Genomic DNA, 14,861 nt, shown 5'->3' on the forward strand with positions numbered 1-14,861 from the left:
ACCATGTCCAGCCGCAAATGCGCGACAATGTGTCACATCAGCTTGATTTGTGACATGCCGCTCTTTATATATATAAGAGCAAGCCGCACGGCAACGGACCCGCCGCCATGAAAAAAGACACCATTGACAAGCTGATCGGCCGCATTGACCACATCAAGGAGGAGGATCTCCAGCGCTTTTTTGTCAAGCTGGCGGAACAGCAGGGTTTTTTCCAGCAGGTATTTGAAGCCATTCAGGAAGGCCTGATCCTGCTGGATAACAAGGGAAAAATTCTGTTCGTCAACAAGGCTGCCCTTAAACTCTTTGACAAGGAACGCGGGCAAATAACCCCGGATGACTTCTGTATTTTCCTGGGCAGGGACTGCTCATGGGACACGATCCAGCAGAGCCAGACCGCCGTCTCCCGGGACACGGAAATCTTTTACCCGGAACACAGATTCCTGAACATTTTCATTTCCCCCATCGGCAGCAAAAACCAGGGCCACCTGGTCCTGATACGGGATGAAACGCCCCGGCATAAAAAAAACGCGGAAAACCTTGAGGCAGAACGCCTGAATGCCTTGACGCTGCTGGCCGCAGGAGTGGCTCATGAAATAGGCAACCCCCTCAATTCCATAGGCCTCCATCTCCAGCTCCTTGCCAGGAAGGCAAAGCAGCTGCCTCCAAAGTACCGGACGGACATGGAGGAATTGCTGAAAACAGCGGAGAGCGAAACCACGCGGCTGGACGTTATCCTGAAGCAATTCCTCCAGGCCATCCGCCCCACCAGGCCCATCCGGGAACCCTACAACATTGAAACCATCCTCATGGAAGTGCTGAAACTGCTGGAACCGGAAATCCAGCAGCGCGGCATCCAAATCAACACGGACCTCCAGCCCAGTCTTCCCATCCTCAGCCTGGACCCCGTCCAAATCAAACAGGTCTTTTACAACCTGATCAAGAATGCCTACCAGTCCATCCCTCCGGAGGGAGGCACCATTCTGCTCAAAAGCGGTTATACGGATGACAGCGTATTCGTCACTGTGGCGGATACCGGCTGCGGTATTTCACCGGAGGTCATGGGCAGCATTTATGAACCTTTCCTGACCACCAAGTCCACCGGCTCCGGACTGGGGCTGCTTATCGTTCGCCGCATCGTGAAGGAGCACGGCGGGTCCATCACGCTGGCCAGCCAGCCGGGTCAGGGAACCACCATCACGGTCTTCCTGCCGCGCGTGGAACGCACCATCAGGCTCCTGCCATCCTCCATTCCCTCATGAAGATGCCTGTTCTGCTGATTGTAGATGATGAAAAACCCACGCGCGACGCTCTGCGCATGGGTTTTCAGGATGATTATGAAGTGTACACCGCCGCCAATCTCTCCCAGGCTTCCGCCCTCCTGCAGGAAGAATCTCCGGACCTGGTTCTGACGGATCTGAGACTGGGCGGGGAAAGCGGCATGGACGTGCTGAAAGCCGCTGCCTCCCTGCCCCACCCTCCGCAAAGCATCATGATGACTGCCTACGGCTCCGTGGATGCCGCCGTAGCAGCTATGAAAGAGGGAGCGTACGACTTCGTCACCAAACCTCTGAATCTGGACGCCGTGGAGCTGGTGCTCAAACGGGCGCTCCATACCCGGAACCTGGAAACGGCCAACCAGGAACTCACCACCCGCATCCAGGCGGACTCCGGACTGCAAAAACTCCTGGGCAGATCCGCCGCCATGGAACACGTATTCTCCATTATTCGTCAGGTGGCCCCCAGCAAAACGACTGTGCTGATTGAGGGGGAAAGCGGCACCGGGAAAGAACTCGTAGCCCAGGCCATCCATTCCCTTTCCGGAAGGCCGGAAAATAAATTCGTGGCCGTCAACTGTGCGGCCCTTTCCCCCCAATTATTGGAAAGCGAGTTGTTCGGCCATGAAAAAGGCTCCTTCACCGGAGCCGGACAACGCCGCATCGGCCGCTTTGAGCAGGCGGACGGCGGCACCATCTTTCTGGATGAAATCGGGGAAATAGACGCCGGAACACAAGTCCGGCTGCTGCGGGTGCTGTCTGAACGGACCATTGAACGCGTAGGGTCCAATGCATCCATTCCCGTCAATGTGCGCGTTATCGCGGCCACCAACAAATCATTGAAAAAGCTCGTGCAGGAAGGAAAATTCCGGGAAGACCTCTACTTCCGCCTCAATGTGGTGCATATCCAGATGCCCCCCCTCCGGGACCGCCGTGAAGACATCCCCCTGCTTGCCACCGCCTTTCTGAAGGAATTCGCCAGGGAAAACAACAAGGAATTCAAGCCCCTCTCCCGGGACGCCCTTGAAGCCGCCCGGAATTACCAGTGGCCGGGAAACGTTCGTGAACTCCGCACGGCCATGGAACATGGCGTCGTCATGAGCAATTCCGCCAGCATAGGCCTCCATCATCTTCCCCCGCAACTGCAGGATACTTCTCCGGAAGCCGCTCCACAGGAACGGCCGGAGGACAATGCACCCAACACGCAGAATGGGCTTGTCCCGGCCGGGGTTTTGAATTTATCCTTGCTGGAACGGAATGCCATCCAACAAGCGCTGGCCCAGTCAAACGGCAATAAAACGGCAGCAGCCCACCTGCTGGGCATCAGCCGGCGCACTCTTCAACGCAAACTACAAGACATCCTCCATTCATGAATGAGCCCTCCTCGGCATCCCGCACCCCTTTTATCATTATCCTTATCCTGCTGCTGGCAATCACGGGGGTGCAGTACTTTTTCAACTTTAACGGGCTGGGCACTGATGCCGCCATGGACCACGCCCAAATCGCCCGCAACGTAGCCAGGGGGCAGGGGATGACCACCAACTGGCTGAGGCCCATCCAGATGGTCTCCGGAAGCACACGCGCCGGCCTCAACCCTTTTCTTTCAGACGCCCAGATACACGAACAGGAAGCCATCCGGGCTGGACAAGGCGAAACCCTCGTCGATCCGGAAAAATTCAATCCCTATGCCCTCCGGGACACACGCAACGCTCCGCTGAACATCCTGACGGAAGCAGCTGTCTTCAGGATGGCCGGCGTCCACAAATTTGACCTGTGGAGCATGACGGGCTCATCCATGATTTACCTGCCTGACCGGATTGTGGTGGGCATTTCCTGCATGTTCTTCATCCTGTCCGTCCTGAGCTGCTATTACATCCTTCTCCGGATGTTTGACGTCACCATCGCCTGCTTCACCTGCCTGACGATGATACTCAGCAATCTTTTCCTGCAGTACGCTACCAGCGGCCTCCCGCAGATGATGATGCTCTTTTTCTTTGCCTGGGGCATCCACTTTTTGTACACGGCCCTGCAAAACAAGGAGGAAAACCGCGCATTCCTGTGGCCTCTCATCGGCAGCTCCATCTGTTTTTCATGCGTCTGCCTTACCGGATGGATCGGGCTGTGGCCCATGGCCGGTTTTCTGATTTTTGCAGGCATCCGGTTCAAACCGCACGGCCTGTACTGCATTCCGGGCCTTATCACTCTCCTTCTTTTCCTGGCCTACCCCATTTACATTAACCGCTCCCTCAGCGGAGGCTTCTTCGGAACGGCTTATTACACCATCTTCACGGGGCTGACCGGCAATGAAGAAATAGCGATGAACGCCCTGGTTTCCGGGAGCATTCCCATCGCTGCCCAAAAAGTAGTCACTTCCGTCATCAACAACATTCTGACACAGGGTGACCTGCTCTATGAAAACCTCGGCAATCTCCCCCTGGCCATGGTATTTCTGCTGGCCCTCCTGCATAAATTCAAACGTCCGGAAGTCAACCAGTCCAAATGGGGCATCTTTGCCATGTGGGTCCCTGCCGTCATCGGCATGGCCATTTATACCTCCAATAAAACCGGCATTTCCTTAGGGCAAATTCAAATCCTCTTCGCTCCCTTTTTCACGGCCTATGGCACGGCATTTGTTCTCAACCTGATAGCCAGGCATTCCAACAAAGAGCTAATCTCCATCCTTCGGGGAGGCGTCCTGCTGCTCTCCCTTCTCATCACTTCCCTTCCGCTTCTGCTCAACCTTCCGCACATTGTGCGGGTGGGCATCCTGACGGCCGGCCGCGGCATTCCGGCATGGCCGCCCTACTATCCCCTGGGCCTTAACCGGGATCTTCGCACCCAGACGGCGGAAAAGGATTTCATTCTCACGGACCAGCCGTCCGCCGTCGGGTGGTATGCAGACCGGAAAGCCATCGGCATCCCCAAAATGGTGGAACAATTCATGGTGCTGGAACGCATTTTGAAATTCCACGGAGGCAAGGTGGGCAGCATTCTGGTGACTCCTTCTTCCACGTCAAAAATGAACCTCCGCACCATTTCCTCCTCCTATGGAGAATTCACTCCCCTCGTTCTGGAAGGCACGGTTCTGTTCCAGACCAAGGATAAAAACCCCGTGTACATCTTTGACCACAGCCGGGCGCTTGCCCCCCTGGCGCAGCGCTTTGGAACGCCTGACTCCCGCCAATTCATTCAGGGAGCGGAAATGATTCTTTACAAAGACCTTCAGAAAACCGCCCCTCAACCTTAATTCCCATATGGCCAAACAACGGAAAAACGCTCCCGGATTTGAAGAATCCGTAGCACGCCTGGAAGAAATCATACGCCTGACGGAAGCCCCCGTCACCGAGCTGGAAGACATGATAGCCCTGGTGGAAGAAGGCAATAAGCTCATCCGTCACTGCCGCAGCATCCTGCATGATGCGGAACTGCGCATTCAAACTCTCAGCAACCCGGAAACCGTTCAGGATAAAACGGATACTGATGAACCAGACAGCAATGAATTCTCCCTCACCTGAACTTCCGGAACTGCTGGCAAGCATCCGCAGTCACGCAGATCTGATGGAAATCCCTGAGTCGGAACTGCCCAGGCTTGCGGAAGAAATCCGGAATACTCTCATTCACTCCCTTTCCCTCACCGGAGGCCACCTGGGCCCCAACCTGGGCGTGGTAGAGCTGAGCATTGCCCTTCACCGCGTCTTTGAAACGCCGCGGGATAAAATCATCTTTGATGTCTCCCACCAGGCCTATGTCCATAAAATGCTGACTGGGCGCGCTCCCCTGATCCACACCATCCGCCAGCACGGGGGGCTTTCCGGATTTGCCAAAATGTCCGAATCCCCTCATGACTCCTACGGAGCGGGGCATGCGGGCACGGCGCTTTCCGCCGCCCTGGGCATGTGCGCGGCCAGGGACCTGAAAGGAGAAGACTACCATGTGGTGGCCGTAGCCGGGGATGCGGCATTCACCTGCGGCACCACTCTGGAGGCGCTGAACAATATCAGCCAGACCACCAAACGGTACATCACCATTCTGAATGACAACGAATGGGCCATCGACAAAAACGTAGGAGCGCTGGCAAAATACTTCAACTCCCTGCAAACATCGGAAACGTTTTCCTGGTTAAGGGATAAAACGGCTTCCTTCATTGAAAAGCTGGGCGGCACGCAGGCCAGGGACTTTGCTTTCAAGCTGGAAGGCACCACCAAAAACCTTATCTTCCCGTCCCTGCTGTTCAACAAATTCGGGCTGCGCTATTTCGGCCCCCTGGACGGACACGACATTCCCACCCTGATACGCACCCTTGCCTACATCAAGGATCTCAACGAACCCGTTATTCTGCATGTGGTCACTCAGAAGGGTAAGGGCTACCAGCCCGCTCTGGACAACCCCACCAAATTCCACGGCCTGGGCTCCTATTGCGTGAGGGACGGGGAAACGCAGGCCGCCCCCACCCCCACATTCTCCCATATCTTCGGCTCCACGCTGGTGGAAATGGCGCGCGAGGATGAATCCATCACAGCCATCACGGCCGCCATGGCCAGCGGCACCAAGCTGGACTTATTCAAGGAAGCCTTCCCCAAACGCTATTTCGACGTAGGGATCGCGGAAGAGCACGGCGCCCTCTTCGCCTGCGGGCTGGCGGCGGAGGGCATGAAACCCTACATCGCCATTTACTCCACTTTCATGCAGCGCTGTATTGACATGATTCAACATGACGCCGCGCTGCAAAAACTGCCCGTGCGTTTCTGCATGGACCGCGCCGGGCTTTCCCCGGACGACGGCCCCACACACCACGGGCTGTTTGACATTGCCATGATTCGCAGTATCCCGAACATTGTCTTCATGCAGCCCAAGGATGAAGCCGAATTCGTCCACATGCTCCGAACCATGAACCATTACCAGAACGGCCCCACCGTTATCCGCTATCCCAGAGGATGCGGCGCCGGAACCCCCGTCCCCGCCAAGGCGGAAATCCTCCCCATCGGCAAGGCGGAAGTACTTCAGGCGGGACAGGATGTAACCCTCGTTTCCCTGGGCACCATGATCGGCATCGCCCGGGAAACCGCCTCGCTGCTGGAAGTCCGCGGCTACACCGTCACCCTGATCAATGCCCGTTTCATCAAACCTCTGGATGATGAATGCATCCGCCGTCACGCAGCACGCAGCCGGGTGGTCTGCACCTTCGAAGACCACTCCATCAGCGGCGGCTTCAACTCAGCCGTTCTCGAATCCCTGGAAACCGGAGATGTCAAGACGCCCGTGGAAGCCATCGCTTGGCCGGACCAATTTATTGAGCATGGTTCGGAATCCATCCTCAGAAAAAAATATGGACTCACGGCGGAAGCCGCGCTACAAAAAATCATTCCCCACCTGAACTCCTGATCTGTTTATGAAAACACGCACCTTCCTGCTGGCAGCCCTTGCGCTTGCCCTTCTTCCCGTCTCCGCGCGGCAATCCCTGCCGGCCTCCCCTTCCCCTGCCTGGATTCAGGAATTCAACAACCTGCCGGAAACAACCAGAAAAAGCTATATAGCCCAATTCCGCAAAGCGGAACAGCTCTTTGCCCAGAAAAGAATCATGGAATGTCTTTTTTCCCTCATGGAGCTGGAAAAACTTTATGCCGGAAATCCGGGCTTATACAACCTCCGCGGCGCATGCTACATTGAAATCCGCAATATCGAAAAAGCCCTGGAAAATTTTGAAAAAGCCCAGAAACTGGATCCCTCCAACCTCACCATCCAGTTCAACCTGGCGGAAGCGCATTACGTCAATCACGACTATTCCAGGGCTCTGAAAGCGTTCACGGAACTCCTTCTCCCCTTCAAGGACAATCCCGGCATGACGCCCCTGCTGCAATTCAAGCGTTATATCTGCGCCCGCAAACTGGATAACCAGCCCCTTGCTGCGGAATTGGAAAAGCTGTACGGCCCGATGGATGATACGCCATACTACTACTGCACCCAGGCCATCCTCAAACTGATGGAAGGGGACAAGGAAGCCGCCCAGGGACAGCTCCTTTCCGCCATCCGCATCTACGGAGGCACCAGCGCCATCCAGGCCTTCACGGACGCCATGACGGAGGCTGGCATCCTTCCCTCCCCCTATGGGCAAACCGTCCCAACCGAACAGCCGGTAAAAACCGGACTGGAAAAACGCCGTTAATGAATGCGGAAGCGACGGTCCTGAAGCTTTATCCCCTGGGAGAAAACGGCCTGATTGCCGTCTGGTGCACGGAAGAAGGCCTTATCAGGACGGCGGCAAAAAGCGCCAGAAAACCCGGCAGCCCCTTTGCCGGGTGTCTGGACATTTTCTATCAGTGCCGCATGCAGTGGACGCAGGCAAAGAAGGGGGATTTGCACACCCTGACCTCCGCAGACCTGCTTTCACCGCGCCTGGCCCTCCGGAAAAGCTACCTCCGACTCAGTGCGGCAGGCTATTTCGCGCGCCTGTTTCTCCAAATGCTGGAACCGGACACGCCCATCCCGGAATTTTACGACTTGCTGCAGAGGGCCTACACCTACCTGGAAAACAATGATCCCACGCTGCGCGCCGTCCTGCACTTCGAACAGGAACTCGCCCGGCTGCATGGAATAGCCCACCCAGGCATCCCGGCGCACGTCATTCTGAAATCCCACTTCGGCAAGCTTCCCCCGCAGCGGGAAAAACTGCTCGGAAGCCTGGAACAAAAAGAAAGCTGAGCAACATGCCTATCCCGCTTTCATCCTCAGCAGGGGATGTTCCCCGCCCCGCTCAACACTTCCTTCCTCCGGGACGGGATGCGCATTGTTCCGTGCGCGAGATTGACTTGTCCGCAGCCTTCGGGCAGAATATCCGGCACGGTTTTACTGCATGAAGATCCTTGACAGATACATTGCCCGCCAGCTGCTGGGTGTCACGGCCCTGGGGGTAATGGCCCTGAGCGCCCTGCTCCTTCTGGGCAACCTGTTCAAGGAACTGCGTCCCCTCCTGGTGGAAAACAAGGCTCCCATCAGCATCGTTCTGGAATTCATCTTCCAGGTCATCCCCTTTTCGCTGATGTTCTCCATTCCGTGGGGGTTCCTGACGGCCGTTCTTCTGGTGTACGGCCGTCTGGCCTCGGACAACGAACTCACCTCCATGCGCATGTCCGGCATGAGCCTGTGGCGTCTGAGCGCCCCCGCCATCGCCATCGGCATCGCCCTTTCCGGCCTTTGCTACTGGATTAACATAGACATCGCACCGCGCGCCAAGCAATCCATTTCCGAGTTGCTCATCAAAGCCGCATCCATCAACCCGAAGGGGCTTCTCAATGAAGGCCAGGCCATTACCAAATTCGACAACCTGGAAATCTACATCGACAAACGCGTGGACGACGTCATCCACGGCATGCATATCTACCAGAAAGCGGACGACAAATCCCCGTCTGTGGCCATGCACTCGGAACGCGTGACCATGGATTTCTCCCCCGAGAAAAAAATCCTCACCCTGCATCTCATCAATCCCCTCATCACCACGCAGGAAGAAGGTTCCATCTCCCAAAGCGTGACCATGGACGAGATGCCTCTGAGCATCAACTTGGACAAATCCCGCTCCCGGCGCATCAAGGCCAACCGCTTCACCAACCGGGAAATCCGGGAAGCTCTGGACACGCCCGGCTATCTGGATAAAAAGCAGACCACGGAATTCGCCACGGAACTGCCCAGGCGCGCCTCCTTCTCCCTGGCCTGCATCGTCTTTGCCCTCATCGGCGTGCCACTGGCCATCAACACCCGCAGAAAAGACACCTCCACAGGATTTGCCCTGGGCATCCTGATCGCCTCACTCTACTTTCTGGCCCTGATCTTTGCAGACTTGTCCCGGAAAAACGACACGATGCTCCCCTATATTCTGCTGTGGCTTCCCAACATCATCACGGTTGCCGTGGCGTTGCACCTTCACAAACGGGCCAAGCACAAAGGATAAGCCCCCGGCGGAAGCCCTTCCCGCTGGCGTGGAATTAGCTTTCACAGCATGGGAGCTTCGGGTAACATGACGTGCATGCAGCACGTCCCCACCATCGCCATCGTAGGCAGGCCCAATGTCGGGAAATCCGCCATTTTCAACAGAATGGCAGGCAGGCGCATCGCCATCGTGCATGATGAACCCGGCGTCACCCGCGACCGCCTTTCCGCCCCCTGCAAGATTACGGACCGCGCCTGTAAAATCATGGATACGGGCGGTATCGGCGCGCGCCTGAGCGACGGCTTTGCAGAACAGGTAGAGGCAGAGGCGGACATTGCCATAAAAACGGCGGACCTCATCCTCTTCGTGCTGGACTGCCGGGATCACCTTACACCTATCGACCAGAGCATCGCGGACCACCTCCGCAAATCGGACATTCCCGTCATCCTCCTTCTTAACAAAGCCGACCACGAAAAACAGGACCTTAATCTGGGCGAATTTGCCGGACTGGGTTTTGACGACCATATCTTTCTTTCCGCCGCCCACGGCAGAGGCTTTTCCGAATTAGCCTCCCGGCTGGACGGTTTTCTCAAGCAAAAAGGGGCTCCGCTTAAAGAAGAACTGGAGGAAGAACCGGAAAACGGAGAGGAAACGGCCCTTCCCATCAAGGTAGCCGTAGTGGGACGCCCCAACGCAGGCAAATCCTCCCTGGTCAACGCCATCCTCCGGGACAGGCGCACCATTGTCTCCAATGTGGCGGGCACTACCCGCGATGCCATTGACGTCCCCTACCTGCACGACGGCCAGCCCTACGTGCTGATTGACACCGCCGGCATGCGCCCACGCTCCCGTCGGGACACCTCCGTAGAAGTTTTCTCCGCCATGCGCAGTGAAAAAGCCATCCGCCGGGCGGATATCTGCCTGCTGGTCATTGACATTGCGGCGGGCATCACGCAGCAGGACCGCCGCATTGCCGGCATCATTGCGGAGGAAGGAAAACCCTGTATCATCATCGTCAACAAATTCGACCTCTTCCATCCGAATGCCTCCCGCAAGGACCGCATGGCGGAAGTGGAGGAACAGGTGCGCAGGGAACTCTTCTTCATCAGCTACGCGCCTTTCATCGCCACCTCCGCCAAAAAAGCGGAAGGCGTGGAAATCATCTTCAAAGTCATCACGCGCATCCGCCGGGAATCCCATAACCTGCCCACTACCGGCCAGCTCAACCGCCTGATCCAGCTTGCCCAGCAGATGAATCCCCCCGGCGCCGCCAGCGGCTCTGCCAGAAGGTTGAAAATATATTACGCCACCACAGCGGTGGACCCCAAGTACAATACTATTCCCGTCCCGCGCTACGTTCTTTTCGTCAATGACAAAAGCCTGCTCACGGACAGCTATTCCCAGTACCTGCGCAACAAAATAAGGGAAGCCTACCCCGCTCCCGGCATTCCGGTCATCTTCTCCGCCCGTTCACGCGTGCGCAACGACTGATCATCCCTCCTTCTCCGCATGCTCTCCGTCAGGAACCTCAGCGCCTCCTTCCACACCAGGGCCGGCATTGTCCGGGCGGTAAGGAACGTGTCCTTTGATGTAGCCCCGGGGGAAACGCTTGGCATCGTGGGTGAATCCGGATCAGGAAAATCCGTCACCTGCTACTCCATGATGGGGCTCATTCCGATGCCTCCGGGCCGCATTGAAAGCGGTTCCGCCATGCTGAACGGCACGGATCTGCTCCGTTGCCCGGAAAAGAAACTCCGGGCCATCCGCGGCAAACGCATCTCCATGATCTTCCAGGACCCCATGACCTCCCTCAACCCGTACCTGACCATCGGGGAGCAGGTGGCGGAACCCCTTGTCATTCACGAAGGGGCCGGCAAAAAGGAAGCGCGGGCACGCGCGCTGGAACAGCTTGCCCTGGCAGGCATACCGGATGCGGAACAGCGCATGGACGCATATCCCCACCAATTCTCCGGCGGCATGCGCCAGCGCGTGATGATTGCCATGGCCCTCATCACCAGGCCGGAAATACTCATCGCGGATGAACCCACCACCGCCCTTGACGTCACTGTCCAGAAGCAGGTGCTGGATCTCATCAGAAAACTTCAGCAGGACATGGGCACCTCCGTCATCCTCATCACACATGACCTCGGCGTGGTGCGCCAATACGCGGACCGCATCAATGTCATGTATGCAGGCCGCATCGTGGAAAGCGCCCCGGCGAAGGAACTTCTGGAACATCCCCGGCATGCCTACACCAGAGCCCTGATGAAATCCATTCCCGGGCTGCATGCGAAAGGCGCCCCCCTCTATACCATTCCCGGACTGCCTCCCAACATGACTCAGGAGCCATGCGGATGCAGCTTCCGCCCCAGGAACACCCTCGGAAACCCGGCACTCTGCCTCACGGACCGGGAACCGGAGCTGGTGGAAATATCTCCGGGGCACTCAGTCCAGAATTGTCCGGGCTGCCTAGCTTAGCTCCCTTTCTTTCCTGCCTGTTTGCACGCAGATAATGCCGCGCACGATTGATTGCTTCTCGCTTTCGGGAAAAGCCGGGCGGCCGTTGCGGTTACGGTTCTTCAGATTTGACTTGGCTGTTGTCTTGGGTTTCATTGGCGGTGGGGATTTGGGGTGGTTGAAAAATGGAGTGGCTGGCGATGGGCGGTACACTGGTGTACCGTTGCACCGGGTGAACTCTTCTTCAATCATACGCTTCTTTTCTTCCTTGAATGATTTTGGCACCCACTTGTCGATGTCAAAGTCATAGTCCATATCTGGGGGAAGGAGCATCCTCCCAAGGATTGCCATCCATGGCACCTTCGGGAACAATGCTCTTGATGGCTATCTCTGCGTCTTGACGCGCTCTCATTCGGGCAATATACTCATTCGCATCAAAACTACTTGTATATCTGTCTATCATAATAATTTAAATTGTGGTCACCGAGAAAAACTCAGCAACCGGGGTTAATGTTGAACTTGATAATTTGATGAAAAGTAGTGGTAACTATATGTGAAATAGTATGTTATTTTTTCATCGGTATTTCATCAAAATTTTTCGACCAATGAAAAGAAGAAGCAACCGGGGCAAAAGAGAAGTCCAATCCTGATATTTTTCTTTTCAGTGGTTTTATCCTTGTTGAGCCGATGATGAAAGGGCGATGAAAAGAAAAACTTCTGATAACTATTCTTTTATGTTCTCATTCATCAATTCATCAAATTATCAAGAGCAACGAGAAAAAAATTAAAGGTTCTCCAGCATCTGCCGGGTGACGGTGTAGAAGCGTCCGACTTTCCGACTCTCGACGTATGAGGGTTCGTTGAGAAACACGCCCATCTGATAGGAGGTATAGCAGAGCGAGTTCGGTGCCGGATGCAATTTCCAGCATTCCTGTACCACTTTTCTCAGTGCCGTGCGGTCGGCCTTGACGCGCTGATAGTCGAAAAGGTTGAGGATATCGTTCATGCAGAACGAAACGGACTCAACATTCTTCGTCACCATTATGTCCATTAGCAGCTCGGCGAGTTCTATCTCCACACGGTTGCGGTTGGCGCGGATTACGCGCTGCAACGCCTCGGTGTCGGTAAGAGCAGGGTCGAACCACATACGGCTTTTCTCGGTGGTGGATAGAGGTCGCTCCGAAAGATGATGCAGAAATGCTGGAATCTCGGCTCTCACTTTGTCGAGAAATGCGGTGTCATCGTGTTGCAGCCGCTCAATCTTCCTGACCCAATAGCGAGTTTCGCCGGGATCAATGACAACGGGAAGATGCTCGTTGTTGGAACACAGCACGAACTTGGCGAAGAAACTCACTTCCTCGCGGTCGCGTCCTTGCGCCTCCATCTTGTAATTGTAGGTGATTGAAAGGTTCTTCAGACGCTCGGAGTCCTCACGTTTATTCAGAAGCACCTCATCAACGACAATTACCAATTTCCCGTCCCAATCGGAATTGAACTGACTGCGGAAGCTCTCGTTGGTGTTGAAGGTCACGTTGGCCTCAAACATCGCTTTGAGAAAGTTGAGGAGCGTAGATTTCCCGGTGTTGCGTTCTTCCGATAAAGCAGCAGAATCGGGAGTTTCTGCAACGGTTTCGTATAGAGCAGTTGCAGGTAGTCAAGACCGAGTTCGTACTGACTGACGAAGATGTGACGACAAGGGCTTCGATTGTCGGCCATTCTCCCGGCGTGGGGATATGGCTTATGGGCGCATATCGGTTGAGGAAATTGCCTACAACGGGCTTGTAGTCTATGTGAGCCGGAACACAGCAGAAGCCATCATACTTGGGTACATTGGCGAAAAAATCTTTGCCATAGTCCTGACGGATGGCCTCAATGCTCCACGGCATACGGTATTCCACAAGTTCGCCTGTGGCGTTGGGACGCATCACAATCTTGTAGTAGGTCGTGGCGATACGCACAAAGCGGTCTTCGGGTAGGTCAGTAGATTGTGCATTGTTTTCTTTCATTGGCTCAGTCATTTTTAGAGTTGAGAATATCGGATACCTCACTCTGGCGATAACGGACACTGTTGTTCACTTTGACAGGGGTGAGTTTACCGCGTTTGGTGAAATTCCAGACGGAGGTTTCTCCTATGCCGAGTTGGGCGTACACCTCTTTCTTGGTGAGCAGACGGTCTTCCTCGGCTTTCATGAGGATGGGGAGAAGACGCTCGCGAGTAGCGTCGATGGTGTCAACCACAAGCTGATGGAGGTCAGCGAGGGTGACATTGAGAACAATGTTGGGAGAGTTGGGGTCGGAGAGAGTTGCTTGAAGAAGGGTATATAGGTTCATTGGCTGTATGCTTGAATCTATTGAAATGAATCGCCTGATTATCTGCACTGCCAAACCTCCGGCGACGATTGAAGGCATGGCGGTGTGTCCCGGAAAGGACATAGCTGTGGCTGTCGGCCCCTTTTTCGTTGAAATCAACACAAGGGGTGCTACCGACCCTTTTGAGGTCAGCAGACGGACGCACTGCCGATTACGGGTGCCTCTGACAACCGGGCACAACCGTGGCTGTCCGCCTTGTCGGGGCAGACTTGCGTCTTGCAATGTCGCATGGGTGCAACATACGCTGAAATGTTAAGATGGAACATCGCGCGTACCGCGCTTCATAGGATATATTCCTCTACCTGCATCTTACCATATCCTATTGTCAGTCATCGCTGCCACTAAATCCACAATTATCAGCGTGCTGACAGTCTGATATAATCATCTGCGTACCAAGGAATATCCTTTCTTTCATTGAGCCATATACAGCAGCCATTCAATCCTTTGCAAACCGTTGAGCATCGCTTCCTTAGTGCGGGTTGTTATCGGTCTGCGTCTGCCGTTATCTTAGGCTCTCTCATAGTATTCCGGGCGGCTTCAGCCGGTCGTGTTGGTAAGTATGAACACAAAAAAGTGTAGCACAGTCAGGAGCATCATTCCAATCCGATATATAAAAGTTGAATGTGTCGGACGGTGGCTCTGCCATCTTGTGTTATATAAAGATACGAAATATTTTTCGTATTTCCAAATTTTTAGATCCCTCGACCGAAGAAAGTGCGATTTTGCCGCATTTTCCGCATCATACGACACGGCGGCAACTGCCGACAATATGCCTTGAACCAAAGATGATAACGGTGCAATGTCGCAGGTTCGTTCCCGCACACCATATGTTTCGCTCG

The 14,861-nt window shown here is 55.1% G+C and carries 12 protein-coding genes and 1 pseudogene; 10 read left to right on the forward strand and 3 right to left on the reverse strand.

The features are described from left to right. Nucleotides 1–107 precede the first annotated feature (107 nt). The 10 genes from AMUC_RS01765 to AMUC_RS01810 all read left to right on the forward strand — a co-directional run bounded on the left by AMUC_RS01765 (nt 108) and on the right by AMUC_RS01810 (nt 11,673). The gene (locus AMUC_RS01765; RefSeq protein ID WP_012419368.1) at nt 108–1,259 is read left to right on the forward strand and encodes a two-component system sensor histidine kinase NtrB; all 1,152 of its coding nucleotides are present in this window, start codon (nt 108–110) and stop codon (nt 1,257–1,259) included. Beyond that, the gene (locus AMUC_RS01770) at nt 1,256–2,647 is read left to right on the forward strand and encodes a sigma-54-dependent transcriptional regulator (protein WP_012419369.1); all 1,392 of its coding nucleotides are present in this window, start codon (nt 1,256–1,258) and stop codon (nt 2,645–2,647) included. The genes AMUC_RS01765 and AMUC_RS01770 overlap by 4 nt, the downstream gene beginning before the upstream one ends. Next, a complete protein-coding gene (locus AMUC_RS01775) occupies nt 2,644–4,521 on the forward strand; it encodes an ArnT family glycosyltransferase (RefSeq protein WP_012419370.1) in 1,878 nt (625 codons plus the stop codon). The genes AMUC_RS01770 and AMUC_RS01775 overlap by 4 nt, the downstream gene beginning before the upstream one ends. Nucleotides 4,522–4,528: 7 nt before the next feature. Further along, nucleotides 4,529–4,789 carry an exodeoxyribonuclease VII small subunit gene (gene xseB / locus AMUC_RS01780; protein WP_012419371.1) on the forward strand — a complete coding sequence of 87 codons (261 nt, stop codon included), beginning with the start codon at nt 4,529–4,531 and terminating at the stop codon, nt 4,787–4,789. Then, nucleotides 4,755–6,656, forward strand: coding sequence for a 1-deoxy-D-xylulose-5-phosphate synthase (gene dxs / locus AMUC_RS01785; RefSeq protein WP_233420558.1), 1,902 nt, complete (start codon nt 4,755–4,757; stop codon nt 6,654–6,656). The genes xseB and dxs overlap by 35 nt, the downstream gene beginning before the upstream one ends. 7 nt (nt 6,657–6,663) lie before the next feature. Continuing rightward, complete coding sequence (locus AMUC_RS01790) at nt 6,664–7,437, forward strand: tetratricopeptide repeat protein (RefSeq protein WP_012419373.1); 774 nt, start codon at nt 6,664–6,666, stop codon at nt 7,435–7,437. Beyond that, nucleotides 7,437–7,973 carry a DNA repair protein RecO gene (gene recO / locus AMUC_RS01795; RefSeq protein WP_012419374.1) on the forward strand — a complete coding sequence of 179 codons (537 nt, stop codon included), beginning with the start codon at nt 7,437–7,439 and terminating at the stop codon, nt 7,971–7,973. Before AMUC_RS01790 ends, recO begins: the two co-directional genes overlap by 1 nt. A gap of 151 nt (nt 7,974–8,124) precedes the next feature. Then, nucleotides 8,125–9,216: an LptF/LptG family permease gene (locus AMUC_RS01800; RefSeq protein WP_012419375.1), complete on the forward strand. Its 1,092-nt coding sequence runs from the start codon at nt 8,125–8,127 to the stop codon at nt 9,214–9,216. A 75-nt stretch (nt 9,217–9,291) separates the two neighbouring features. Further along, the gene (gene der / locus AMUC_RS01805; RefSeq protein WP_012419376.1) at nt 9,292–10,686 is read left to right on the forward strand and encodes a ribosome biogenesis GTPase Der; all 1,395 of its coding nucleotides are present in this window, start codon (nt 9,292–9,294) and stop codon (nt 10,684–10,686) included. An 18-nt stretch (nt 10,687–10,704) separates the two neighbouring features. Further along, entirely contained in the window at nt 10,705–11,673 is a 969-nt protein-coding gene (locus tag AMUC_RS01810; RefSeq protein WP_012419377.1) for an ABC transporter ATP-binding protein, read from the forward strand. Here AMUC_RS01810 and AMUC_RS01815 read toward each other — a convergent pair. From AMUC_RS01815 to AMUC_RS12475, 3 genes and pseudogenes are all read right to left on the reverse strand, one after another. Then, complete coding sequence (locus tag AMUC_RS01815; RefSeq protein ID WP_012419378.1) at nt 11,665–11,967, reverse strand: hypothetical protein; 303 nt, start codon at nt 11,965–11,967, stop codon at nt 11,665–11,667. The genes AMUC_RS01810 and AMUC_RS01815 overlap by 9 nt on opposite strands. Nucleotides 11,968–12,436: 469 nt before the next feature. Further along, nucleotides 12,437–13,658, reverse strand: a pseudogene (locus tag AMUC_RS13085) (primase-helicase family protein). Nucleotides 13,659–13,662: 4 nt separating this feature from the next. Further along, nucleotides 13,663–13,890 carry a helix-turn-helix transcriptional regulator gene (locus tag AMUC_RS12475; protein ID WP_157738218.1) on the reverse strand — a complete coding sequence of 76 codons (228 nt, stop codon included), beginning with the start codon at nt 13,888–13,890 and terminating at the stop codon, nt 13,663–13,665. Nucleotides 13,891–14,861: the final 971 nt, after the last annotated feature.

The sequence above is a fragment of the Akkermansia muciniphila ATCC BAA-835 genome (assembly GCF_000020225.1).
Taxonomy (GTDB): domain Bacteria; phylum Verrucomicrobiota; class Verrucomicrobiia; order Verrucomicrobiales; family Akkermansiaceae; genus Akkermansia; species Akkermansia muciniphila.